This window comes from Hoeflea sp. YIM 152468, from assembly GCF_029210485.1.
Classification (GTDB): Bacteria; Pseudomonadota; Alphaproteobacteria; order Rhizobiales; family Rhizobiaceae; genus Hoeflea.
In genome coordinates this window covers 66025-91713 of record NZ_JARGET010000038.1, presented here as the reverse complement: position 1 = coordinate 91713, position 25689 = coordinate 66025, and the positions used below count along the sequence as shown (strand labels likewise).

The window sequence follows — 25689 nt, the reverse complement described above, 5'->3', positions numbered from 1 at the left end:
AACGATGGGCGACCCCGGCGTGTGAGTGCTCGTGACCAGAGCCAGGGCGCAAGCACGGCGCGGTCAGAGCAATCGCACCCGGTTGTGAGCGGTGCCGGCAGCATTTTCGCCGACACCGTTCGGCAGGGAAATCCGGTCTTTCCTAGAGGAAGGTCGTCACCAGCCCCGGCCACAGCAACAGCACCAGCAATGCCAGCATTTGGATGCCGATAAATGGCAGAAATCCCTTGAAGATATCGGTCAGGGTAATGTGTGCGGGGGCGACCGATTTCAGATAGAATGCGGCCGGACCGAAGGGCGGCGACAGGAAGCTGACCTGCATGTTCATCGTGAAAAGGACGCCGAACCAGATGGCGATGTATTTGGGCTCGATGGTTCCCAAGAAACCCAGTTCATCGGGCGGAAGTGCCAGCACGATCGGCAGAAAGACCGGCATGATCAGCAAGACGATACCCACCCAGTCCATGAACATTCCCATGAGCAGAAACACCAGCATCATGACCATGATGACACCCATGGTGGGAAGTTCTGCATTCACAATGAGATTTGCGACATAGGTTGGACCGCCGGCGAGCGTATAGGAGGCTGCAAGTGCGGCTGCGCCCACGGTCACCCAGATGATGGTCCCGGTGGATTTCATGGTGCGCATCAGCGATACCCAGACGATATCGAAGCTCATTTCGCCACGTGCCAGAGTGATCAGGAACACGGCGATGACACCCATCGCCGCAGCCTCGGTGATGCCTGTGATGCCGCCATAGATCGATCCCAGCACAACGCCGATGACAATCAGCGGCGCGACCAGACCCTTGCCCATTTCCCAGCCTGTGCGCACTCTCTCGCGCCCGATCACGAACTGCGCAAGCAGGGCGCCAATGACGAGGAGACCCAACAGATAGATGATGCCGGATGTGGCCGCGACGGTTTGCGCCGCCCCCTCTTCGACGGCCTCCGTGCCGACCGCCATTGATATGAACGCCCGGATGAGCAGGAGTGCCGTGGCGCCCATTGCCAGTACAAGCACGAACCCGGCAAAGAACATCGCCTTTTCCCGGAATGGCGGATCCTCGGGATCGGGCTCGGGAAGCGGGGCCTGATCCGGGTTCAGCTGTGTTCTGACAACAATGTAGATGATGAAGAACAACGCCAGCATGAAGCCGGGCAGGAAGGAGGCTGTAAACAGCGCCTTGATCGATGTTTCGGTGACAAGGCCGTAGAAAATCAGGACGATCGAGGGCGGGATCATGGTTCCCAACGATCCGCTGGCGCAGATCGTGCCGATCGCAAGATTCTGGTTGTATCCGAGCCGCAGCATCTGCGGCAGTGCGATCAGCCCCAGCAACACAACCTCCCCGCCGATAATACCCGACATCGTCGCCATGATGACCGCCATGATCGAGGTGACGATGGCAATGCCGCCACGGGTCCGGCTCAGCCAGACATTCAGCGACGAATACATGTCTCTGGCGATGCCGCTTCGTTCAAGCAGCGCCGCCATGAAGATGAACAGCGGCACCGAGATCAGAACATAGTTGGTCATCTGGCGGTAAACCGCCTGGGCCACCACGGCCAGAGGTCCGCGGCCGAAATCGCGGAACAGAATGTCGGGCCCGAATTTCATCATCAGAACGGAGCAGGCCAGGGCGGCCGATGCAAATCCCAGCGGCATGCCCATGGCAAGAAGCGCAAACAATGCGATCAGCAGGAGCAGAGACAGTGTTCCCATATCCATCGGTCTATTCCTTGATGCTCTTGCGGATGTCTTCGATTTCCACCTCGTCGATGTCGTCGAGGGGAGAGTGGTGCTCGGGCATCTTGTTCCAGTCTGCGATGAGGTTGGACAATGCCTGGATTGCCACCAGCGCCAGTACAATCAGGATGGCGGGCTTGATGGTTGCTGGAAGCGGAGGATCCCAGGCGGTTCCGAAGGTTTCCCAGCGCAGGAACTTGTCACGCGCCTCGTTGTACCCGCCCCAGATCAGCATGAAGGTGAAGACCCAGATCAGCAGCACCGAGGTGATATCCGACAGTTTCTGCAGCCAGCGGGGAAAGAGGTCGTAAACCACATAGATGCGGATGTGACTGCGCTGCTGCATGGCATACAGCCCGGCCAGCAGAAAAATGAAGCCGGCCATCCACAAGGACAATTCGTTGGCCCACAAGGTGGGTTTTTCAAATACGTAGCGCGACACCACTTCAAACAACATCACCAGAACGACGCCGGTGATGCCGATCATCGACACCCGCGAGCAGATCAGGCTGACAATATCGAAAAAGCCTGACGGCTGTTGTTCAATGATGCCGCAGGTGTCGGACAGATAGACACTGGCTGACAACGTGGCCACCGCGCCGGCGATCATTGTCGCCATGACAAGGGGCGCGTCTGACGGAGAGAGGAAATCTCTCATGTTCGTATCAAGATCGAAGAAGAACTGCCCCACGATCAGCAGCGCGGCCAGGAGGACGGTTGCGCAGATACTCGCCATCATCACCCAGTACATCGGTTTGCGAGCTGTTTTGAGCCACAGGCTCTCAGCATTCTCAGCCATTGATTGCCGCCCCCACCCCTTGCGAAGCTACCATTATGCCACGCGACGAGCCCCAAAGGGCTCGCCGCATTTTGCCTGTCCAAGCGTGCCGGAGCCTACTTGATCTTGCCAGTGCGGCGCAGGAAGGCGCGATGCGCTTCGACCAGAGCCTTGGCTTCGGGGGTTTTCTCCGCCCAGCCATCCCAGGCGCGCTGGGCGCCGGCACGGAATTCTGCCCGGTCTTCGGCCGACCAATCGTAGAGGGTGACACCTTGTGCGCGCAGTTTGGTTGCTGCTTCGGCATTGGCGACATCGATGGTCGTGGCGGTTTGCAGGGCGAGTGCCTGCGTTGCGACCTCGAAGATCGCCTTGATATCGTCCGGGAAGCTGTTCCAGACATCGAGATTGAAGGTTACGTGATCGACCGGCATTGAATGGAAGCCGGGGTAAGTGGCGTGATCCACCAGATCGTAGAGACCGAGCCCGACATTGTTGGCGAGGCTGGATGCATCGGCACCGTCGATGATGCCGGTTTCGAGTGACGTGAACACTTCAGTGAAGTCCATGACGATCGGGGACGCGCCCAGTTCGGCGAAGATCTCGGTCTCCAGTCCCGGCGGCGACCGGAACTTCCAGCCCTTGAGGTCTTCCGGCCCGCGAAGTGCCTTGGAGGAGGAGAGCGATTCCTGTCCGCCCGTCCACCAGCCGACGAGGTGCATGTTGTGGGCTTCATAAAGCTCGTTCGCCGCTTCCTGGCCGCCGCCAAAATAGAAAAAGCTGTAAAGCTCATACGGCGTGTCGTAGCCGCCCATCGGGTCCCCAACGAACTGGAAAGCCGGGTTTTTGCCGGTCTGGTAGGCGCCGCCATGCATTTCGCCATCAAGAATGCCGCTGGCAGCGGCATCAAACCCCTCGACGGTGGCAACGACGGAAGAGGACCAGAACATTTCGATGTCCACCCGGCCGCCAGACATGGCTTCGACATTGTCGATGAAGCCCTGTGCAAGCTTTCCCGATACGGTTTCAGCTGCATATTGTGTCTGCATGCGCAGATTGAAATCTGCGGCGTAGGCGTTCGACGCCAGGAATGCTGCGGCAGTGCCGGCGGCAAGCAATAGAACTTTCATTTTTTCCTCCCAGAAAAATTTTATGGTCGCGACGCTCTGCATTCTCCTGAAGTAGTTCCCAAGCCATGTGAAAATACAGGCCGCACTGAAGATGAATACAGATTATACCAGCATGTCAAGTTTTGGTATACCAAATATGGCATAAACCTTCTATGGGTCAGTCAGACGATGAAACTCAGACCACAAGCGAGAACCAGCCGTGCCAGTTAGAAAACCTTCCTCAAAATTGACGGCGATTGCGCGCCAAAGCCTGGGCGAACAGGTTGCCGACATTCTGCGCGAGCAGATCCTGTTGGGGGATCTCAAGCCCGGTGACACCATTCCTGAACGCGAGACCTCCGCAGCTCTGGCCGTCAGCCGCACCCCCTTGCGCGAAGCCCTGCTGATGCTGGAGGTGGAGGGGCTGATCGAGATGGCGCCGGCCAGGACTCCGATGGTCGCGAAACCGTCGCTGCTTGAGGTGACCCACCTTCTGCTGGTGCAGTCGGCTCTGGAGGCGCTGGCAGGTGAGTGTTCCTGTGAAGAGGCGACAGAGGAAGAGATCGAAGAGATCGAGGCAATGCACCAGACCATGCTCGAGATGATGGACAATCCGGATCCGGTCGAGTTCTTCAAGATCGATATGGGGTTTCACGAAGCGATCGTCGCTTCAACCAAGAACCTGCCGCTGATCAAGACCCACAAGCAGTTTCATGCCCGGCTGTGGCGGGCTCGGTTTCTTTCGGCGCGGCGCCGCAGCGCGCGTGAGATGGCGATGATCGATCACGGTCGCATTGTCGAGGGCCTGCGGCGGCGTGACAAGGAACTGGTGTCATCGGCGATGAGGCAACATCTGCGTCTGGCGATCGACAATGTCAGGGTCGCATTCGCCCGCGAGGAAACCGAAAACAACCTTCTATCCGGTGAGAGCGGGCATTCGTCCACGGTTGGATAAGCCTGGGCCCGGTTTGGAGAATGGACATGACGCGCAACCGCTTCGACGTATCAGGCACCACGGTTCTGGTTTCCGGGGGAAGCCGGGGCATCGGCTTGGCCATGGCAGAGGCTTTTGCCCGCGAGGGGGCCCGCGTGATCATATCGGGCCGAAACGAAGCCACACTTGCAGCGATCTGTGAAGCCGCGCAACCCACGCCGTTTGCCATGCGCTATCACAGCTGCGACGTGGCGGTTCCCGAAGCGATCGCCGCCTGTGTTGACGCAGTGGCAAAAGACTGCGGCGGAATCGACACGTTGATCAATTGCGCCGGTGTCAACAAGCGTATGCCGGCGCTCGATTACACAGCGGCGGAGTATGACGAGATCATGGCCACCAATCTGCGCGGTGCCTTCTTCATGGCGCAAGCTGTCGGCAGGCAGATGGTGCAGCAAGGCGGCGGCAGTCAGATCAATATCGACAGCCTGTCGACCCACGCGGCGTTGTCCCAGATTGCCCCCTACAGCATGTCGAAATCGGGGCTGTCCAGCATGACCCGTACGCTGGCGATGGAATGGGGAAAGCATGGCGTGCGGGTGAACGCGGTGGCGCCGGGATTCATCCTGACAGAGCTGACCGAGAAGCTCTGGTCTTCCCCCAAGCTGCGTGCCTGGCACGATACCGTCACGCCCTTGCGGCGTATGGGCACAGTTGAAGACCTGGTGGGGGCTGCAATTTTCTTGGCGTCACCGGCTGCCGGGTTTCTGACCGGCCAGATCATTCGCATTGACGGCGGGATTTCGGCAGGCCTGAACTGGCCGATCGAGGAGGCGCACTGATATCTGCTGGCGCAATCTTCCGGCCCCTGCGCCAGCTCCGTACAATCCCTCCGCGACCATCCTGACTTGCGATGCCCCCACCGGGATTCATGCCTGTCGCGTTCAGATGGATTGATTTGGACGACAACGCGTGCATGCATCGGCTCAAACAGATGCAGCGTCCTTTGCGCCCCAGATGGATGCGCATGAGCGTATCGGCAATAGAAGGTCAGGAGCCAGACTGCAGAATCGCGGCAGGACAACTTGAGATGACCAGTTCCAGGTGCCCGCACGGCACTGCGGATCGGCTTGATGTCCCGGTGACGTGAATCGTGTTCCCCGCACATTGTTGCGACGGATTACAAGTTGCGACGGCTGAGTAGTCAGGTGCTTCTTTTGCCGCCGTGACGGCATGGAGCTTTGGCAGCAACAATAATCTCCAAGCCCAAGGCGGCCCGCTGCTGCGAGACGCCGCAGGCCTGAGTTTGGATCGCTGCTAGCGGCTGATGCATGTCGCGCAAAAGTGTGCAGCGGTTTTGCGACAACGACATGCATAAACAAAGAGCCAAAAAGCGCGTCACCCGGAACCGGTGTGATGCGACGCGCTTTCGCGGCTGATGCCTGTTTGCATCCAGTGCGCAGCGCCATGTCTACTATCAAGGCTGGCTGCGAATTTGGAGCATCCAGGACCGGTGTTGGCCTCGCGCTCAGGAGCCGGCAAGGTATTCGCGCCCCGCGGTTGCGGCGATTTCGGCAAAAGCAGGTAAAGTCGGCAAGGTGCTGTCCTTTCGCCAAGCCAGGCATACATCGACACCCGCAGGATTGTCTTCGATCTGAGCGAAAGAGACGGTCGGAAGCTGTAGGTTTTTCGCGACGTCAGGCACGATCGACACGCCCATCCCTGCGCCGACAAGACCGACAACTGTATGAATTTGTGTTGCCTTCTGGCTGACCATGGGAACAAAGCCCGCAGCTTCGCACATTGCATTGATCCGCGAGTAGAACAACGAACTCTGTTGCCGCTCGAATACGACAAACGGATCGTTCTTCAGGGCGCTGAGCGAGATGCGCCCGACCTGCGCATACGGGTGTGATCTCGGCAACGCGACGATGAACTGTTGCGTTCCAATCGGCCTCGACATAAGGGCGTTGTCCGAAATAGGGGGGCGCAACAATCCGATATCCACCTCTCCCACCCGCAATGCCTGTATCTGTTCGGAAATTGTCATCTCGAAGAGCTTGAGTTCTACGCGGGGAAATCGGGTCCGGAAGGCATTGAGGATCGGGGGCAGCATCCCGTAGGTCGAGGAATTGATAAAGCTGATAGCCAGCGCACCCTCTTGGCCCGCGGCGACGCGCCGGGCCTCGTGTTCAGCTTCCATCACGTCCAAAAGCAGCCGGCAACAACGATTGCGAAAGGCCGTCCCGGCGGCGGTCAATTCGACCTTTCGTTTGGTGCGGTGAAGCAATTGAACCCCCAATGTCGCCTCAAGCGCCATGATCTGGCGGCTCAGCGCGGGCTGCGCGATATGCAGCCGTTCAGCCGCTCGCGAGAAATTCAACTCTTCTGACAGGCATACAAAGCTTCGGATAAGGCGCAGTTCGAGAGTCATCAGTTATATCCATACGGCATTATTCCGGTCCCATTTAGCATTAGACAGCATAGGAACTTTTTTGCAACAAATATGCAGGACAACAGCTGAAGGAGGCGCGGCGCAGTGAATGGATTCCGTATAACTCATGGACACGAACGGGCTGAGGCCTCTATTGTCGAGGCGTTTTCGACTCTTCCAACGGCGATCATCAGCGACAATATGAGCCGCATGGTGGCGGCAGGTCCAGCCGTCCGTCCGATGCACCGCGAGGGATCGCTGGCCGGCACGGCGGTGACCGTAAAGACCCGCCCGGGCGACAATCTTATGATCCACAAGGCCGCTGACATGGTTCAGCCCGGTGATGTGATCGTCGTGGATGCGGGTGGAGATCTCACCAACGCCTTGATCGGGGAGCTCATCATTTCCCATGCCCGTTCACGGGGCTGCGTTGGTTTCGTGGTCAATGGCGCGGTCCGGGACATGGATGTAATCAGCGCGGACACATTCCCGGTCTATGGTGCCGGAGTCAGCCATCGTGGCCCCTACAAGGATGGCCCCGGTGAGGTGAATGTTGCGATCTCGCTCGACGGCATGCTCATTGAGCCCGGCGATATCATCGTCGGCGACATGGATGGCGTTGTGTGCGTCCCAAAGGCCGATGCAGCGCGCATTCTCGAGCTCGCCCGTGTCCAGGAGGACAAGGAGCGCGACATTCAGAAGGCGATCCTGCAATCCACTTGGGATCGTTCTTGGGTTGACGAAACGCTCAAGGCGAAAGGGTGCGCGGGGGTCTGAGCTCTATCGCCAGCCGCGCAGAACACAAACGGCGGTCGGTAGGTTGAACCGTCACAAATTCAAAATTCAAGGGAGGAAACCATGAATATCTTCAAGGGGCTTATAATTGCGGTCGGTCTGGTCGCTGCTGCGCCAGCCGCCGCACAGGATTGGACGCCGGAAAAACCGATCCGGATCGTTGTCGGCTTTGCGCCCGGTGGCGGGACGGACCAGACCGCGCGCCTGATAGCATCGGCTGCACAGGAACTGTTCCCCGTCCCGCTGGTGGTTGAGAATCGCCCCGGAGCCTCGGGGACACTCGCAGCGGAAATGGTCGCCAAGGCCGCGCCTGACGGCTACACACTGCTGGTTGCCGGTGGCAGCGAAAGCACCTCGGTGCCACATCACCGCCAAACCCAGTATAGCCTTGATGATTTCCGGGGTGTCGTCCGCGTCAACCGCGAGCACATGGTGATCGTGAGCAAGGCCGGCAGTGGACTGGACAGCATCGACGCGGTTGTGGAGCGCGCCAAGCAGAACCCCGGCACACTGGCCTATGGGTCGTCTGGTCCAGCGGGCATTCTGCACTCCGCGTTCCTGGTTTTTGGAAAGGAAGCGGGGATCGACATGGTTCACGTCCCTTACCAGGGTGGATCGCCGGCGCTTGCCGCCCTGCTGGGGGGGCATGTGGATTTGACGATCATCACGCCCGGCGATGCTCGCGCGCAACTGGATGCCGGTACGATCAACGTGCTTGCGACAACATCTGATCGCGCCGATCAGATCCCTGAGGTGTCTTCGTTGAGCGAGCTCGGCTACAACGTCAATCTGGAAAACATGAAGGGTCTCGTCGCGCCCGCAGGCACCCCGGATGCGGCGGTTGCCTATCTGCAGGAGCGGTTCGCCAAAGCGATGGAATCGGACGCCTTTACGACGGTCGCTGCGCGCAGCAATATCACGCCAAGTTTCCTGACTGGCGAAGACTTCGAACAGGCGATGCGTTCGATGTCGGACGCGGTGGCTGATGCACTTGCCACCGGCACTCCGGCAACCGAGTAAGCACATGACCGCGAACCGAACGCTCGCACTGGTCTTTGTGGTCGCATCCATCGTCTTTCTGACGGTAATGGTGCCGGAGCTCAACCAGCAGCAGGCCAGTATGGGCGGCGGTTTTTATTCGGTAGGGCCATCGGCCCTACCGACCTTCGCCGGGGCCATGGTGCTATTGTTTGGCGTGGTGATGCTGTTCACAGATCGCCCCGTGCCGGGAGAAGCTGGCGCCTTCACAGCCGGAATTGGAATGGGTCTTCTTCAGATCGGCCTGTTCGGCGCTTATGCCCTGGGCCTTTCAACCATCGGCTTCCTGCCGGCCTCCATCCTGTTTCTGGCCGCCATTTTCCTGATATATCGCGCCAAGAACTGGCTTGTGGCAGCCAGTCTGGCGCTCGGTCTGCCGATCCTGGTCGATGCCCTGCTGCGCAAAATTTTCCTGGTTCCGCTCCCTGGCGCCTCATTTTTCTGACTATTCCGGAGGCTGGATATGGATCCGCTTTTCCAAGCTCTCTACGGGTTCGCTGAGCCCGCGACTTTTCTGACCCTTGTGCTGTCAGTGGTCATCGGACTGATTATCGGGGCGATCCCGGGCTTGTCGGTCAATATCGCGGTCGCCCTGGCGGTCCCCCTGACGATCTTCATGCCAACCGACCAGGCGATGGTGATGCTGATTGGCCTTTACGGCGCGGGCATATTCGGCGGATCGGTTTCGGCAATCCTGCTCAACGCGCCCGGCACACCGGCCTCTGCCGCCACGATTTTTGACGGCTATCCGATGGCGCAACAGGGACTGTCGACCAAGGCGCTCCGCCTGTCTCTCATCAGTTCTGTTTTCGGGGCTGTGTTCTCGATCGGTTTGCTGATCTTGCTCGCGCCACAACTGGCCAGCTTCGCGCTCGGCTTCGGCCCGGTCGAGATTGCCTCGTTACTGTTCTTCACCTTTCTGGTGATCGGCATCCTGTCGGGAAATTCGCTGGTCAAGGGACTGTTCTCGGCAGCGCTGGGAATGGTTCTGGCAACGGTGGGCAGCGATCCCATGCTGGGCATTCCGCGCTTTACCTTTGGCTCGACCGCGCTGATGGACGGACTCACCTATGTGCCGCTACTGGTCGGGCTCTTTGCCGTCGCCGAGATCATCGAGGAGGCCACGCGCGGTTTCTCCCAGTCTCTCGGCAAGGTGGATTTGTCGGGCGAAGACCGCGCCGCCAACCGGATCTCGCTTCGTGAGATCCTCGGCAACATCGTGCCAATGACACGCGCATCTGCCATCGGATCGGCGATCGGCATCCTGCCGGGCATCGGCGCCACAATTGCCTCGTTTCTGGCCTATGCTGATGCCAAGCGCTCAGCAGGTAGCAAGGGGAACTTTGGCAACGGCGATCCACGGGGGGTGATTGCATCCGAAAGCGCCAACAACGCAGTCGTCGGCGCGACGTTCATTCCGACTTTGGCGCTTGGCATTCCGGGTGACGCCGTCACGGCCATCCTGCTGGGCGCGCTGGTTCTGCAAGGTGTCAGCCCCGGGCCGCTGATCTTCGTCAACTCGCCCGATATCGTCTACACGATCTATTTCGCACTGCTGGGCTCCACGCTTCTGATGGGGCTGATCGGGTACCCGGCGATGCGCATGCTGTCCCTGACCCTGCGGATCCCCAAAATCTATCTCATGCCCTGCGTCGCACTGGTTTGCGTGGCCGGCAGCTACGTGGCCCGGAACAACGTTCTGGACGTCTACGTCATGCTCGCCGCAGGCATCCTGGGGTTCATCTTCAACCGCACGAACGTACCGGTCGCACCTTTGCTGATTGCTTTCATCATTACGCCTTCTTTTGAAGAGGCGTTGCGACAGGCGCTGACGCGAAGCCGCGGGTCGTTCGAACCGTTCATGATCAATCCGGTCGCACTCACTTTGGTGGCGATCGTCATCGGACTCGTCGGTCTGACTATCTGGCGACAGGGAAAACTGCGTTCCGAGAAAGCACAAGTCGAGAGAATGGGGGTTTGAGCAACATGATAGGGTTCATCGGACTGGGCGTAATGGGCGCCGGAATGGCACGCAACATCGCCGCATCCGGTCTGAAACTGGCGGTCACCACCTCATCGCCGGAAAAGGCGGAGACATTCCGCGCCTTGGGCGCAGAGATCTGCGCGACACCGGCGGAGCTTGCCACGCGCTGTCAGAAAATCGTCACCTGCGTGCCCGATGCCGCAGCACTGCGCAGCGTTTTCGCGGGCGAAACCGGCTTGGCCGCCCATGCCTGGGACAACGGGTTGCTCATAGATTGCTCGACCATTGCCCCGTTCGAAGCGCAGGAGATGGCACAGCAACTGGCCGTGGTCGGTGGTCGGATCATAGATGCCCCCGTCAGCGGCGGCGCGAAGGGGGCGGCAGACGGCACCCTGACCATCATGTGTGGCGGATCGCAAGACGACGTGGCCGAGGCGCAGCCGGTGCTGCAGGCCATGGGCAAGCACATTCATCACGTCGGTCCGCTTGGAGCCGGGCAGGCGCTCAAGGCCTGCAACCAGCTGATGGTTGCGGTCAACATGATGGGCGTTTTCGAAGCCGTGTCCATGGCGCGGGCCGCCGGGGTCGACCCCAGGGTGATGCGCGAGGTCCTGTCCACCGGTGCCGCGCGCAGCGGTGTTCTCGATGCCCATGCGCTGCGCTACATCGAAGGCACGCTTGACGGCGGGTTCCGCGCCGAACTGATGCGCAAGGATCTCGGCATCGCCAATGCTGTGGGTGCGCATTTCAACATTTCACAGCCAGCCACGGATCTCGCGCATCAATTGATGGTCGCGACCTGCAATGCCGGGTTCGCCAAGCACGACAGCGCAGCGCTTGGTCTGCTCTATGACCGCCTGAATGGCCGCAACGAGGATACCAGCCAATGACTTCTACGCTTGACCTGGACACGATCCGGGATTTTTCCAACGGCGTTTTCGAAGCTGCAGGCCTATCTGCAAAGGATGCCGCGACCGTGACGGATGTGCTGATCCACGCCGACCTGCGCGGACACGGCTCGCATGGGCTCACGCGGATTCCGATCTATGCCGAGCGGATCAAGGCGGGCGTGGTCAAGGCCCGGCCGGACATCAAGCTTGAGCGGCCATCGCCCGGCGTTCTGGTTGTCGATGGCGACAACGGGCCCGGGCCGGTGGTCAGCCTCCGCGCACTCGAAGCAGCACTTCTTGTGGCGCGGGAGAACGGCGTCTGCGTCGCAACTGTTGGCCACTCCAACCACAATGGTGCGGGGTCGTTCTACGTCGAAAAAGCCGTTGCTGCAGGCTGCATCGCTATCGCGATGACCAATGCGCCGCCTTCGATGACCGTGTTTGGCGGTCGACAGGCCGTGCTTGGCACCAACCCGATCACCTTCGGTACCCCGATCACCGGGGACACGCCGGTCCTCCTGGATATGGCGACATCAGTGGTCGCCCGCGGCAAGATCGTTGAGGCGGCCAAGCGCGACGAGGCCATTCCCGAAGGCTGGGCGCTGGACGCGGACGGCAAGCCGACCACCAGCGGTGCGGCTGCCGAAAAAGGCGTTGTCCTGCCGCTGTCCGGCCCAAAAGGCTCGGCGCTGGCCATCATGGTCGAAGTGCTGTGCGGGGTTCTCTCCGGCGGGCGGTTCGCAGGCGCTCTGGGCAATCTTTACAGCGATTTCGTCACGCCGCAGGACATCGGGCATTTCATACTGCTCATTGACGTGTCGCGGACACATGTGTCCGACACGCATGCCGACCGGGTGCGCGACCTGGTCGCCAGCTTGAAGGACTGCGCCCTTGCCGATGGTTTCGACGCCATCCTCATGCCCGGCGAATTGGAACAAGGCCGCGAAGGCCGGACCCGTCAGGCGGGCATCGCCCTGCCAGACAATGTCATCGCCGATCTCGACACCGTTGCCACCGGTCTCGGCTGCGCGCCACTCTCCGGTCTGATCAAAGAGGCTGTTTAATGACGCAGGCAACCGTTCGTATCGTGTTCCTCGACCGGTCGACTCTGTCGCCCGAGACAAAATTGAGGCAACCAATCTTCGCCGCGCAAATCCAAGAGCATCAGCAAACCGATCCTGATCAGGTCGCCGCGCGGATTGCCGACGCCGAGGTAGTGATCACCAACAAGGTGCCGATCAATGCCGAGGCGCTGGCCGCCGCGCCAAAGCTGAAACTGATCGCCGTCGCGGCCACCGGCTATGATCGCATCGACCTGGCAGCCTGCCGGTCACGGGGCATCACGGTCTGCAATATCCAGGGGTATGCCGGGAATACCGTGCCTGAACATACCTTTGCGCTGCTTCTGGCCCTGCAACGCAGCATCGTGCCCTATCGCCAGTCGGTCATCGACGGACGCTGGGAAAAGTCGAACCAGTTCTGTTACTTCGACTATCCGATTGCGGATTTGTCTGGAAAGGTGATGGGCATTATCGGGGACGGCGCCCTTGGCAAGGCGGTTGGCAGGATCGCTGAAGCTTTCGGTATGCGGGTGCTGTTTTCCAGTTACAAGGGGGTCGAGGGGATGGGCCCCCTGTACACACCATTCGAGGAGGTCATGCGGTTCAGCGACGTCATCAGCTTGCACTGTCCGTTGATGTCCTCGACGCGCAATCTGATTTCCGATGCCGAATTCAACATGATGGAGCGTCACCCCCTGCTGCTGAACACCGCGCGGGGCGGGCTTGTCGACGAGGACGCGCTTGAGCGCGCGCTCGACAGCGGACGCATTTCAGGGGCGGGGTTCGATGTGGTTACAACGGAGCCACCGGGCGAGGGCCACGTGATGCGGCGCATCGCCCGGCGCGATAACGTCATCCTGACACCGCATGTCGCCTGGGCCAGCCGCGAGGCGATCCAGGGCCTTTCGGATCAGCTCATCGACAATATCGAGGCCTTCATGAACGCTGCTCCGCAGAATGTTGTTTCATGACCGATGATTGATCCCGAGAAAGAGCCTGAGCTGTTCCTGCGCCATCTCTTTGATGCCGCAGTGGCTGCCGCCGATCCTGCAAAGGGTCTAGCGCAAGCCCTGCCCACGCCCCCTCGGGCCGGACGATTGTCGTCGGCGCCGGCAAGGGCGCGGCCCAGCTTGCCCGCGTGTTTGAACAGCCATGGGCCGGACCGATCGTGGGCCTCGTCGTCACCCGCTACGGGTTTGGGGTGACCTGCGAGCGCATCGAGGCGGGACCGGATGTTGCGTGATCGGAACGCGCAAGGCAAGCGGCGGAATTGAGACGAGGAGATGTGTATCAAGCCATGTTGCCAGCAACTCCGTTTCTGGCACGCTTATCAGCATTCGGGCAGGTTGACCGCCAGGCCGCCCAGAGATGTCTCCTTGTACTTCACGTTCATATCAAGGCCGGTCTGGCGCATCGTTTCAATGCAATTGTCGAGCGGCATGAAATGAGTGCCGTCGCCACGCAGGGCCAGAGACGCAGCCGAGACAGCCTTGATCGCGCCAAGCCCGTTGCGCTCGATGCAGGGCACCTGAACCAGTCCACCCACCGGGTCGCAGGTCATGCCCAAATGATGTTCGAGCGCAATTTCGGCGGCATTTTCCACCTGTTCGTTTGTCCCGCCCAAAGCTGCGCATAACCCGGCTGCTGCCATTGCAGAGGCCGACCCGACCTCCCCCTGACAGCCCACTTCTGCGCCGGAAATCGATGCGTTGTGCTTGACCAGCCCGCCGATGGCAGCAGCCGTGAGCAGAAAGACGCGAATGCCTTCCTGGTTCGCACCAATACAATGATCCCGATAGTAGCGGATCACCGCCGGCACCACACCAGCCGCACCGTTGGTCGGCGATGTGACCACCCGACCGCCCGCCGCGTTCTCTTCGTTCACCGCCATCGCATAGACAATCAGCCAGTCGTTGACGACGTGTGGCTGGCTTTGATTGCGCCCGCGCTCGGCGATCAGCTGATCATGTATGCTCTTGGAGCGACGTTTGACCTTGAGGCCACCGGGCAGAACACCCTCCATCCGCAACCCGCGGTCAATGCACCCATTCATGGCCAGCCACAATGCGTCGAGCCGTGCGTTCAGATCGCCGCCGGAATGGGTGATCTCGTTGGCGCGTTTCATGGCCGCGATGCTCAGCCCGGCTGATGATCCCATGTCCAGCATCTCGCGCGCCAGACCAAACGGATAGGGATAGTCATGGGCGGATTTTTGGTCATGCATATCGCGGGTATCTGACTTCGTTCGCTCCAACTCTTCTGCGGTAGCGACAAAGCCGCCGCCAACCGAGTAATAGGTTTGTGTGTGATACGGGTTGCCTTGCACATCGAAAGCCCGAAGGATCAGACCGTTTGCGTGCCCTGACAGCGGCGGACCGTAGTCAAACACCAGATCTGTCTCCGGATCGAAGACCAACTCGCCCAGATCGGGCGGGTTTACCCGCTTTGCTGCCCGCACTTCCGCTTCGAGCGCTTCGGCCTCGTCGGGATCGAGCGTGTCGGGCAGCAACCCGGTCAGCCCCAGAATGACCGCCCGGTCGGTTGCGTGCCCCTTGCCGGTAAAGGCGAGGCTGCCATGCAGGCTCGCTCCAAGTCGCGCCAGCCGCCCTGCTCCGGGGAGTTTCTCGACGCCGCCTCGCAAATCGTCCAGGAAACGCGCAGCCGCCGTCATGGGCCCCATCGTGTGGGATGACGAAGGGCCAATGCCGATCTTGAAAATATCGAAGACCGAGAGAAACATGATCAGGCGTCCGTGCCACTGTAAATCGGATGCGCCGCACACAGCGCCCGGACTTCCGCCAAAACCTCGGCTTCGACACGAGCATCACCTTCGGGTTGCGCAGCGAGTGCTTCGATCACCCGCAGGGCCAGGGCGCCAACCGTGCGGAACTCGTCCTCGCCGAAACCGCGCGTGGTGCCGGCCGACGTGCCCAGACGGACACCCGAGGTGACAAAAGGCTTTTCCGGATCGAAGGGGATGGCGTTCTTGTTGCAGGTCAGTCCCGCCCGCTCCAATGCCGCCTCGGCGGCCTTGCCGGTCACACCCTTGGGGCGAAGGTCGACCAGCACCATATGACAGTCGGTTCCGCCGGAGACAATGCCCAGCCCGCCCTCAACCAGCACCTCGGACAAGGCCCGTGCGTTGGCAATGACCTGGCGGGCGTAGTCCTTGAACGAAGGCTCGAGCGCTTCGCCAAAACTCACGGCCTTGGCAGCAATCACATGCATCAGCGGTCCGCCCTGATTGCCCGGGAACACAGCGGAATTGAACTTTTTCGCCAGTGCTTCATCATTGGTCAGGATCATGCCGCCGCGCGGTCCGCGGAGCGTCTTGTGGGTTGTCGTTGTCACGACATGGGCATGCGGGATCGGGTCGGGGTATTCGCCGGCCGCAATCAGTCCCGCGTAATGGGCCATGTCGACCATCAGATAGGCACCGACCTCATCGGCAATTTCCCGGAAACCGGCGAAATCGATAGGGCGGGGATAAGCCGACGCACCGGCAATGATGAGCTTGGGTTTTGTCTCAAGGGCGACCTTGCGGACTTCACCCATGTCGATGCGCTGATCGCTCTCGCGCACCTCGTAGCTGACCACGTCGAACCATTTGCCCGACATCGTCACCAGCGAGCCGTGCGTAAGATGTCCGCCATGCGCCAGTGACATTCCCATGATCCGGTCGCCGGGGCTGAGCAAAGCCAGGAATACCGCCTGGTTGGCCTGAGCACCGGAATGCGGCTGGACGTTGACAAAGCCCGCTCCGAACAGCTTCTTCGCCCGCTCGATGGCGATGGTCTCGATGGTGTCGACATGTTCGCATCCGCCATAATAGCGGCGTCGGGGATAGCCTTCAGCATATTTGTTGGTCAGAACAGAGCCTTGCGCCCTGAGCACGTTTTCCGAGACTATGTTCTCGGAGGCGATCAGCTCGATCTGGTTCATCTGGCGATCCAGTTCCAGGTCGATGGCGGTTGCGATCTCGGTATCGGAAATCTGCGAGGATGGAAGGATTTTCAACATTTCGGGATTCCTTTGAAGCCATTGGTATTTCGGCCCGCTCAGGTGCGGACAACGCGGAATTCGACTGGTCGAGCCGTCGTCAATAGCCGCTGGCAAGCTCGCGGTTGGCTATCTGCAAAAGCTCATGAACATGCGGAAAGAATGACCGCCACACTTCCAACCGGAAATGATCGGGTCCGTCGCGCAGCAACACCACCTGAGCCGAGTCGAAAACCGTGCGCTTGGCCATCCCGGGGTGGATTCGGGCAAGATCTATCGGGCAGGCGACTGACAGCAATTCGGCAGCCCGCGCCCCCTCCATGGCGATGGTGATTTCCCGGTCACTGATGAGCGTCAGACTGTGGGGTGTTTCGGGGCGAAATCGGGCAAAGGCTTCCATGATTTGCACGGTCTCCGTCTCGACGGCATGCAACAACCACTCATCCGGACCAAGACACCAGGCGGCGCGGCCATCTTTCGCCTGGCCCTGCCCGATCTTGACCGGCAATTCCAGGCCGAAGGCTTTCGATGCTGCTTCCACGCTTGCCGCAGCAATACGAAGACTGAAGCGGGCAAAGGGCGGAACAATCGTCAGGGAAACCGGCCCCGGGCTATTCGGTGTGACATGGGCGTTCATACTCTGATCCTTCTCATTCGACCTTCAGGCGTTCGCCTGCGGGATCGTAGAACACAGTTCCGGTGACTTTCGCTGCCACAGTGTGTCCGGGCATCGGGATATAAAGCGTCTGGTCCATTTTCTCGTGCCCACCGGCAACCAGGGCCATGGCGATGGATCGCCCAAGGGCTTCGGACCAGTACGACGAGGTGACATGCCCGATCATCTTCATCGGCAGCGGCTGGTTCGGATCCGTCACGATCTGTGCACCCTCCTCCAGCACGATCTTGGGGTCATCGGTCAACAACCCGACCAGATGCTTGCGGTCCCGGGCAACGATGTCGGGGCGCGACAGTGACCGCTTGCCGACAAAATCGGGCTTGGCCTTGCCGATGGCCCAGCCGATTCCGGCATCCTGGGGGGTAACCGTTCCATCCGTGTCCTGGCCGATGATGATGTAGCCCTTCTCGGCGCGCAGCACGTGCATGGTCTCTGTGCCATAGGGGCAGATGTCATATTGACGCCCGGCCTGCATCAGTTTCTTCCACAATGCGCGGCCGTGGCGAGCCGGGACATTGACCTCGAACCCCAATTCGCCGGTAAAGCTGATCCGGAAGAGACGCGAGGAAAATCCCGCGACGGTGCATTCGGCGACCGACATATGCGGGAAAGCGTCTGCGGAAATATCCACACCTTCAACCAGCGGAGCGAGCAGCTTGCGGGCGTTGGGGCCGTTCAGTGCGATGGTTGCCCACTCCTCGGTCGTCGAGGTCAGCCATACCTTGAGGTCGGGCCACTCGGTCTGAAGGTAATCCTCCATCATGTTCAGCACCCGCGCAGCGCCGCCCGTCGTCGTGGTGACGTGGAACAGGTCATCCCGCATCCGCCCGATGACACCATCGTCGCGAATGAAACCGTCTTCACCCAGCAGCAGACCGTAACGACAGCGTCCGGGCGCCAGCTTGGTCCATGGATTTGTGTACATGCGGTTCATGAATTCGACCGCATCGGGACCGGAGACCTCGATCTTGCCGAGGGTGGAGGCGTCGAAAATTCCGATGGACTCCCGGGTTGCCTTGCACTCGCGGGAAACCGCCATGTGCATGGTTTCGCCAGCCTTGGGGAAATACCATGCGCGGCGCCACAGGGCCACGGGTTCAAACGCGGCGCCGTGCTCTTCGGCCCAACTGTCGATCGGGGTTTTGCGTGTGAGTTCGAAATGACTGCCCTTGTGATAGCCCGCAAAGGTGCCAAAAGTTGTCGGGGTGTAAGGCGGCCGGAACGTCGTCAGCCCAACCTGCGGCGCTTCCTTTTGCAAAGCATCGGAGGCGATCATCAGGCCGTTCATGTTCGACATCTTGCCTTGATCGGTGGCCATGCCATTTGTGGTGTAGCGCTTGACATGTTCGATGGAGCGCATGCCCTCACGCACAGCCAGCCGGATATCCTTGGCGGTCACGTCGTTCTGGAAGTCGATAAAGGCCTTCGCTCTGCCCGGGCTCCGGTCGGTCGCGAGTTCCTTGTGCGTCACGCCGTTGCCGGTTCGATCGTCGCTGACATCAAATCTCACGGCATCGCAACTGTGGCCCAGCGCCCGGACTGCTGCGGTCCCGGCCTTTACACCGTCCTCGAGCACGGCTGCAATGCCCCAGAGACCGCGACCGGCGCCGGCAATATGGCATTCCTCGGTCTGCTGACCTGGCAAATAGACATTTTCCTCTGCATCCCAGTGCAGCGATCCCTTGGTATGGGAGAAAAGATGCAGTGACGGCGTCCAGCCGCCGCTCATCAGCAGTGCGTCGCAATCGATGGTTCTCGCCTTGCCGACGCGACCGCCACGAACCGGATTGACGCGCACGGACTTCACCCGCAACCGTCCGGATGTCGCCGTCGCGGTATGACCGGTCAGCGTCTCGATGCCGCGCGCCTTTGCCTGTTGCATCAGGGCAGCCTGGATATCGTTGCGTGTATCCACAATGGCCCCGACTTTCGCCCCCGCATCGGCGAGATCGAAAGCAGCGTACCAGGCGCTGTCATGGCTGGTCAGGATGACCGGTCGATTTCCCACCTTCACGCCATAGCGATTGAGATAAGTCTGCGCAGCGCTAGCGAGCATGACGCCCGGCCGGTCGTTGCCGTCAAAAACCAGCGGTCGCTCGATTGCGCCTTGCCCCAAAACCACCTGCTTTGCCCGCACCCGCCACATCCGTTCGCGCGGGGCGTCCGTTGGCAATTCGGCCAGATGATCGGTCAGCTTCTGGCAAAGTGCGATCATGTTCTGATGATAATAGCCAATCGCGGTCGTCCGCGTCATCAGCCGGACATTCGGCAAGCGCCCCAACTCGTCCAGGGTTGCCTCCAGCCAGTCCCACGCCGCTTTACCATTGATTCCGACCGACGGTTCCGACAACAAGCTGCCGCCCATTTCGGCATGTTCATCGACCACGACAACGTTGACGCCCGTTTGCGCTGCCGCAAGAGCGGCCGCCAGTCCTGACGGCCCGGCACCGACGATCAGCACGTCGCAATACAGATAGCGGCTGGCATAGTGATCCGGATCCACGTCAACGGGGGCCTTGCCCAGCCCGGCGGCGCGGCGGATGAAGGGTTCGTAGACCTTGTCCCAGAAACTGCGCGGCCACATGAAGGTCTTGTAGTAAAACCCGGCCGAAAACAGCATGTAAAGCCGGTCGTTGATCGCGCCCACATCGAATTTCAGCGACGGCCATTTGTTCTGGCTTTCGGTCGTCAGGCCTTGATAGATTTCCTGCACCGTCGCGCGCGTATTGGGCTCAAACCGACCCACGCCGCGGCTGGTTCCGATAAGCGCATTGGGTTCTTCAGAACCGGCGGTGACAGGCCCGCGCGGGCGGTGATATTTGAAGCCCCGGCCCATCAGGTGGACACCATTGGCCAGCAGCGCGGACGCCACGGTATCGCCTTCGCATCCTTCATACGCAACGCCATCGAAGCTGAACCGAACCGGCCGGTCAGCCTTGACGCGGCCGCGGTCTTTTACACGGAAACTGGTCATTTCACGGCCTCCTGAACTGACGTGTCCGGACGGGGTTCACCGGCTTTGTAAGTGCGTAGAAACTTGTCGCTGACCGTATCTCTGAGTGCATTGAAATACCGCGCGCATCCATGAATATGGCGCCAGCGTTCGGCATGAACTCCGCGGGCGTTCGAACGGATGAAGAGGAAATCACGCCATTCCTCATCGCTCAGCTCGGAAGGGTCAGAAGGCCGTGCAATATGCGCCTCGCCGGCATAGGCAAATTCCAGTTCCGGCAGGGTATCATCGCAGTAGGGGCAATGGATCAGAAGCATCGGTTTCTCCCTAATGTGCCACAGCCGCAGCTGCGGCCTCGTCGATCAGACGACCTGTGGTGAAGCGTTCAAGCGTGAAGGGTGCGTTGATGACATGCGGCTCGTCCTTCGCCACGGTCCAGGCAAGAGTATGGGCTGCGCCGGGAGTTGCCTTGAATCCGCCGGTGCCCCAGCCGCAATTGACATAGAGCCCTTTCACCGGGGTCTTGCCGAGAATGGCCGAACGGTCAGGCGTGACATCAACAATGCCGCCCCATTTGCGCAGCATTCGCATCCGGTTGAAGATCGGGAAGACCTCACAGATCGCTGCCACAGTGTGCTCGATCAACGGCAGTCCGCCGCGCTGGGAGTAACTGATATACTGATCGGTTCCGGAGCCGATGACCAGCTCACCCTTGTCGGACTGGCTGATATAGGCGTGGACCGTGTTGGACATGACGACACAGGGAAACACCGGCTTGACCGGCTCGCTCACCAGAGCCTGCAGCGGGTAGCTTTCCAGTGGCATTTTCAGGTCGGCAGATTGCATGATCACCGACGTATGGCCCGCCGCCGACACCGCGATCTTTTTTGCCCTGATGAACCCCTTGCCTGTCTCCACCCCTTCCACGGCGCCATCAGGACCTCGTTTGATCGACAGCACGGGACAATTCTGGATGATATCGACACCACGGGCGGCAGCAGCGCGTGCATAGCCCCAGGCAACCGCATCGTGGCGCGCGGTGCCCGCCCGCTTCTGCAAGGCCGCCCCCATCACCGGATAGCGTGCATCGGAGGCGATGTTGAGCGGCGGGCAGAATTCCTTGGCCTCGGCCGGTGTCAGCCAGCAATTGTCCACACCGTTCAAGCGGTTCGCATGAATATGGCGCTGGAAGCTCTGGACGTCATGGATGTTGTGCGCCAGCATCATGACGCCGCGCTTGGAAAACATCACATTGTAATTCAGCTCGGTCGACAGGTTTTCCCAAAGATCGAGGGCATGATCGTAAAGACCTGCGCTTTCGTCATACAGATAATTCGAGCGGATGATGGTGGTGTTGCGGCCGGTGTTGCCGCCGCCCAGCCAGCCCTTTTCAATTACCGCGACATTGGTAATGCCGTGTTCCTTGGCCAGATAATAGGCGGCCCCGAGCCCGTGACCGCCGGCGCCAACGATGATGACATCGTATTCCGTCTTCGGTTGCGCATCCGGCCATTGCGCGGACCAGTTTTTATTGCCTGTGAACGCATTCTTGAGAAGCGACATGGCGGAGAAATGAGTCATGGACGTGAGCTCCTGGTGGACAGGCGTTTCTGCAGGCCATCATGCCAGAAGGTTTGGTTTTTCACTGTATAAACGCGTCAGATTGGCGTTATAATTGCGCCACACACCAGAATGGGAATTGCCATGCCCGATCCCACCGCGCGCCTGCGCATCGGCTTCATTCTTGCCCGCCGCTTCACGCTGTCCGCTTTCGCCAATTTCGTCGATGTGTTGCGACTGGCGGCGGATGAGGGGGATCGGTCGCGTCCGATCCTTTGCCGGTGGCGGGTGCTGTCAGCGACGATGAATCCGGTCACATCAAGCAGTGGCATTTCGCTTCAGCCGGATGAACGATTGGGAGATCCCTCCCGCTTTGACTACATCGTTGTCGTTGGCGGCCTGATGGAAGAGATGGAGCGACTCGATCCGGATTATGTCGCCTTCCTTGACAAGGCAGCGGAATCGGGCGTGCCGCTGGTTGGGCTTTGCACCGGTGCCTTCATCCTGCACCATGCCGGTTTGATGCAGGGCTATCGCTGTTGCGTCAGCTGGTTCCACCACGATGATTTTCTCGATCAGTTCGAAGGCATACGCCCGGTGTCCGACCAGATATTTGTCGTTGATCGGGACAGGCTGACATGTTCGGGTGGCGTCAGTTCCGCGCATCTTGCTGCCTGGCTGGTCGATCGACATGTCGGCCGTGCGGCGGCGAAAAAGAGCCTTTCAATCATGATAATCGACGAGGCGCTGGCGGCGGATCGGCCGCAACCGGGATTACCCTTGGAGCTCACCACACGCGATCGATTGGTCAAGAAGGCATTGCTTGCGATGCAGCAAACGCTCGATTCACCGTTGACGGTCACTGATTTGGCCGCACGAATGGGCGTCAGCCGCCGCAAACTGGAACGGCATTTTATGGCATCACTTCAAATCAGCCCGTCAGAAGCCAGCAAGCTCATCCGTCTCGCGCAAGCGCGGTTGCTGCTCGAACGCAGTGAACACTCGGTGACCGAGATCGCCAACGAAACCGGCTTCGCCGACATCTCACATTTCATCAGGGTTTTCCGCGCCACGGAAGGACTGACCCCGGAGGCATGGCGGCGACAGAACCATCTGCCGCAGATGGCAAAATGAAAAAGGGCGGGCCATCACTGCCCGCCCCTGTCTGGTTTGTCTTTGCCTTGCAACACGCGCGACTTCCCGGCCCGTGCTGAATTCCATGACACCAATGCCCGCCGATCTGGCGCCCCGCTCCTCACCACTGCCGTGATTGATGTTTTCAAGTCAGACCCGGAGTGGGGCCGGGCTCAGCCCCGGCATTTCAGCGCCGGGGCGGCATTGATAGAAGGAGCAGATCAACCCTTGCCCTTGACGATGAGATGATCGGGGCCGTACGCGAAGCCGGTGATGTTGGTATTGCCCTTGTTGTTGTCGTCGGTGATGACAAGGATATCATGCTCACGGTAGCCGCCTGCGCCCGGCAGGTCGTTCGGTACAGTGATCATCGGCTCCATCGACACGACCATGCCAGGCTCCAGCACGGTGTCGCAATCCTCGCGCAATTCAAGCCCCGCCTCGCGACCGTAATAATGGCAGAGCACACCGAACGAATGGCCGTAACCGAAGCTGCGGTACTGCAGCAGGTTTTCGGCGGCATACATTTCGTTCAACTCCTTGGCGATGTCGCTGCACTTGGCACCCGGCACCAACAGTTCCTTGCCCCGGTCATGCACAGCGCAGTTGACGTTCCACAGGCGGATATGCTCGTCGCTTGCCTCTTCACAGAACAAGGTGCGCTCCAGGGCCACGTAATAGCCAGCCACCATCGGGAAGCAGTTCAAGGACAGGATATCGCCCTTTTCAATCCTGCGGCTGGTCACCGGATTGTGCGCGCCATCGGTGTTGATGCCCGACTGGAACCAGGTCCAGGTGTCCAACAACTCGCCATCCGGCCAGACCCGGGCGATCTCACGCACCATCGTCGCCGTGGAATGCAGAGCGACCTCATGCTCGGGCACGCCCACTCCAATCGCTTCGACGCAGGCCGCACCACCGATATCTGCAATGCGGGTCATCTTGGTGATATGGGCAATTTCTTCGCTGGATTTGATCATCCGAAGCCGCATCGAAGCCGCGCCGATATCGACGAATTCCATCTGCGGAAATTCAGCTTTCAGCAAGTTCAACGTGTCGATGTTGATGTGATCGAACTCGATTCCCAGCCGCTTGACGCCGCCGGTCAACTCACGAATGGCATGAAAATAATTGTCTTTCTGCCAGTCGGTGTAGGTGATGTTCTTGCCGCCAAAAGTTCGCCGCCAGGGTTGACCGCCGTCGATGCCCGCGCTGATCGATGTAGCGATGGTGTGATCCACCAGGAAACCATAGCGACGGCCGAAATAACAATACAGGAAGTCGGAGTAGTAATTGATGCAATGATAGCTGGTAAACAGCGCCGCATCGATTTTGGCCTCTGCCATATGGGCCCGGATCGCATCCAGGCGCCGTTGCATTTCTGCATCTGAGAAAGTTGGGGTGGCCTTTTCGCCATTGCCCACATAATTCTGAAACCGTTCGCGATCCATCTAATCCTCCATGTTTTCTAAGAGCGGAAACAAATTCCCCCACGGAAGAAGGCAATTAAAAATCCCGGCTGTCAAAAGACGATATTTCAAGATAGCATTACATTTTTTCATCCAGAGGGTCTCGCATGCGCACACCACCTTTGAATGCATTGCGCACCTTTGAGGCTGCGGCGCGCCTTGGATCGTTCAAGGCAGCGGCCGACTCCCTGTTTGTGACCCAATCCGCTGTCAGCCATCAAATAAGGGCCGTTGAAGTCTGGCTTGGTGCGCCGCTGTTTGAACGTGAGGGCAACCGCACCCGATTGTTGCCGCATGGGGTGGAGTTGGCTCGTGCCCTGCGGCAATCCCTGACGGAAATTGAGGCGGCCTGTCATCGCGCCTTGGCCAACAACACACCGCGCCCCCTTGTTATTGCAGCCATTCCTTCGGTCGCCATGTGTTGGCTAATTCCCAAGCTGGGCCTGTTTCGCACAGCCTTTCCCGAGATCGAAACCCGGATCGTCTACGTCATGCATGGCAGAGACATCAATTTTCATGATGTCCACTTGGCCTTCGTGTTCTCGTCGGCCTCCCCGGATATTGCCAATGTCGAAAGCGCATTCTTTCTCGGAGGCGAGAGTGTACCGGTTTGCAGTCCCTTGCTGCTCAACTCTCTTGGACATCAGCCAGAAAATGCAGACGACTTCCTAAGGCTCGGGCTCCTGCATGATGGCGACACGACTGGCTGGCAGAATTGGTTTTTGCAATCTGGCTACACGGCACAAGCCGATCTGGAAGGCGCCACATTTGAAGATTTCAATCTGCTTCGGGCAGCCGCACTGTCTGGGCAGGGTGTCGCCATCTGTCCGATAAAGATGGTGCGAAGCGATATCGAATCGGGAAGCTTGGTACAACTCTCCGGTGAAACGGTCGACGGAGGTTCGAATTACTACCTGCTCTCCGTCATGTCGACTGACGAACGGATATCCGAGCAAGTGCGCGTGTTTAAGAATTGGGCAATGGCAGAACGATAGTCTGCCAATCAGCGGGAGTTTGCCTGCAGGAAGCAAATGAGCGGCTCCCTGTATTCCCGCGATTTGCGATGATCATGCCGATGAGAACGGGTCGGGGAAACGGACCCCGCAGCAGCAATCCGATGTCAGGCGGTCA

Annotated in this window: 22 protein-coding genes and 1 pseudogene; 12 read left to right on the top strand and 11 right to left on the bottom strand. The window is 59.7% G+C overall.

The genetic code is table 11. From position 1 onward, the window contains the following. Positions 1-142: 142 nt before the first annotated feature. The 3 genes from PZ897_RS18570 to PZ897_RS18560 form a co-directional block, all read right to left on the bottom strand. Positions 143-1732: a TRAP transporter large permease subunit gene (locus tag PZ897_RS18570; protein ID WP_275754224.1), complete on the bottom strand. Its 1590-nt coding sequence runs from the start codon at positions 1730-1732 to the stop codon at positions 143-145. Between the two features lie 4 nt (positions 1733-1736). Continuing rightward, positions 1737-2549, bottom strand: a complete 813-nt coding sequence (locus tag PZ897_RS18565) for a TRAP transporter small permease (protein WP_275754221.1) — start codon at positions 2547-2549, stop codon at positions 1737-1739. Between the two features lie 95 nt (positions 2550-2644). Further along, positions 2645-3655, bottom strand: a complete 1011-nt coding sequence (locus PZ897_RS18560; protein ID WP_275754219.1) for a TRAP transporter substrate-binding protein — start codon at positions 3653-3655, stop codon at positions 2645-2647. A gap of 199 nt (positions 3656-3854) precedes the next feature. Between PZ897_RS18560 and PZ897_RS18555 the strand changes: the two genes are divergently transcribed. Next, a complete protein-coding gene (locus PZ897_RS18555; protein WP_275754217.1) occupies positions 3855-4589 on the top strand; it encodes a GntR family transcriptional regulator in 735 nt (244 codons plus the stop codon). Between the two features lie 26 nt (positions 4590-4615). Beyond that, positions 4616-5407: an SDR family oxidoreductase gene (locus PZ897_RS18550; RefSeq protein ID WP_275754216.1), complete on the top strand. Its 792-nt coding sequence runs from the start codon at positions 4616-4618 to the stop codon at positions 5405-5407. 686 nt (positions 5408-6093) lie between these two features. Here PZ897_RS18550 and PZ897_RS18545 read toward each other — a convergent pair. Continuing rightward, complete coding sequence (locus tag PZ897_RS18545) at positions 6094-6999, bottom strand: LysR family transcriptional regulator (protein WP_275754214.1); 906 nt, start codon at positions 6997-6999, stop codon at positions 6094-6096. Between the two features lie 105 nt (positions 7000-7104). On the opposite strand from PZ897_RS18545, the gene PZ897_RS18540 reads away from it, so the two are divergent. The 8 genes and pseudogenes from PZ897_RS18540 to PZ897_RS18505 all read left to right on the top strand — a co-directional run. After that, the gene (locus PZ897_RS18540; RefSeq protein ID WP_275754212.1) at positions 7105-7776 is read left to right on the top strand and encodes an RraA family protein; all 672 of its coding nucleotides are present in this window, start codon (positions 7105-7107) and stop codon (positions 7774-7776) included. A gap of 81 nt (positions 7777-7857) precedes the next feature. Further along, positions 7858-8814, top strand: coding sequence for a tripartite tricarboxylate transporter substrate binding protein (locus PZ897_RS18535; RefSeq protein WP_275754210.1), 957 nt, complete (start codon positions 7858-7860; stop codon positions 8812-8814). 4 nt (positions 8815-8818) lie between these two features. After that, the gene (locus PZ897_RS18530; protein ID WP_275754208.1) at positions 8819-9277 is read left to right on the top strand and encodes a tripartite tricarboxylate transporter TctB family protein; all 459 of its coding nucleotides are present in this window, start codon (positions 8819-8821) and stop codon (positions 9275-9277) included. An 18-nt stretch (positions 9278-9295) separates the two neighbouring features. Then, on the top strand, positions 9296-10813 hold the full coding sequence (locus PZ897_RS18525) for a tripartite tricarboxylate transporter permease (RefSeq protein ID WP_275754206.1): 1518 nt from the start codon (positions 9296-9298) through the stop codon (positions 10811-10813). A gap of 5 nt (positions 10814-10818) precedes the next feature. Continuing rightward, complete coding sequence (locus tag PZ897_RS18520) at positions 10819-11706, top strand: NAD(P)-dependent oxidoreductase (RefSeq protein ID WP_275754574.1); 888 nt, start codon at positions 10819-10821, stop codon at positions 11704-11706. Further along, positions 11703-12770, top strand: coding sequence for an Ldh family oxidoreductase (locus PZ897_RS18515; RefSeq protein WP_275754204.1), 1068 nt, complete (start codon positions 11703-11705; stop codon positions 12768-12770). The genes PZ897_RS18520 and PZ897_RS18515 overlap by 4 nt, the downstream gene beginning before the upstream one ends. Next, a complete protein-coding gene (locus tag PZ897_RS18510) occupies positions 12770-13738 on the top strand; it encodes a D-2-hydroxyacid dehydrogenase (RefSeq protein ID WP_275754203.1) in 969 nt (322 codons plus the stop codon). Before PZ897_RS18515 ends, PZ897_RS18510 begins: the two co-directional genes overlap by 1 nt. 3 nt (positions 13739-13741) lie before the next feature. Further along, positions 13742-13989, top strand: a pseudogene (locus PZ897_RS18505) (DUF4147 domain-containing protein); the annotation flags it as partial. Between the two features lie 108 nt (positions 13990-14097). Here the strand turns inward: PZ897_RS18505 and PZ897_RS18500 are convergent. The 6 genes from PZ897_RS18500 to PZ897_RS18475 form a co-directional block, all read right to left on the bottom strand. After that, positions 14098-15507: an L-serine ammonia-lyase gene (locus PZ897_RS18500; protein ID WP_275754201.1), complete on the bottom strand. Its 1410-nt coding sequence runs from the start codon at positions 15505-15507 to the stop codon at positions 14098-14100. Positions 15508-15509: 2 nt separating this feature from the next. After that, the gene (gene glyA / locus PZ897_RS18495; RefSeq protein WP_275754199.1) at positions 15510-16787 is read right to left on the bottom strand and encodes a serine hydroxymethyltransferase; all 1278 of its coding nucleotides are present in this window, start codon (positions 16785-16787) and stop codon (positions 15510-15512) included. Between the two features lie 79 nt (positions 16788-16866). Continuing rightward, positions 16867-17403 carry a sarcosine oxidase subunit gamma family protein gene (locus tag PZ897_RS18490; protein ID WP_275754197.1) on the bottom strand — a complete coding sequence of 179 codons (537 nt, stop codon included), beginning with the start codon at positions 17401-17403 and terminating at the stop codon, positions 16867-16869. Positions 17404-17416: 13 nt separating this feature from the next. Then, positions 17417-20416, bottom strand: coding sequence for a sarcosine oxidase subunit alpha (locus tag PZ897_RS18485; RefSeq protein ID WP_275754196.1), 3000 nt, complete (start codon positions 20414-20416; stop codon positions 17417-17419). Next, the gene (locus PZ897_RS18480) at positions 20413-20712 is read right to left on the bottom strand and encodes a sarcosine oxidase subunit delta (RefSeq protein WP_275754195.1); all 300 of its coding nucleotides are present in this window, start codon (positions 20710-20712) and stop codon (positions 20413-20415) included. The genes PZ897_RS18485 and PZ897_RS18480 overlap by 4 nt, the downstream gene beginning before the upstream one ends. A gap of 10 nt (positions 20713-20722) precedes the next feature. Continuing rightward, on the bottom strand, positions 20723-21976 hold the full coding sequence (locus PZ897_RS18475; RefSeq protein WP_275754192.1) for a sarcosine oxidase subunit beta family protein: 1254 nt from the start codon (positions 21974-21976) through the stop codon (positions 20723-20725). 123 nt (positions 21977-22099) lie between these two features. Between PZ897_RS18475 and PZ897_RS18470 the strand changes: the two genes are divergently transcribed. Then, positions 22100-23089, top strand: coding sequence for a GlxA family transcriptional regulator (locus PZ897_RS18470; RefSeq protein WP_275754190.1), 990 nt, complete (start codon positions 22100-22102; stop codon positions 23087-23089). Positions 23090-23310: 221 nt separating this feature from the next. Here PZ897_RS18470 and PZ897_RS18465 read toward each other — a convergent pair whose 3' ends face one another. Further along, entirely contained in the window at positions 23311-24540 is a 1230-nt protein-coding gene (locus PZ897_RS18465; protein WP_275754189.1) for an aminopeptidase P family protein, read from the bottom strand. A gap of 125 nt (positions 24541-24665) precedes the next feature. Between PZ897_RS18465 and PZ897_RS18460 the strand changes: the two genes are divergently transcribed. Further along, positions 24666-25553 carry a LysR family transcriptional regulator gene (locus PZ897_RS18460; protein ID WP_275754188.1) on the top strand — a complete coding sequence of 296 codons (888 nt, stop codon included), beginning with the start codon at positions 24666-24668 and terminating at the stop codon, positions 25551-25553. The last annotated feature ends 136 nt before the right edge of the window (positions 25554-25689 follow it).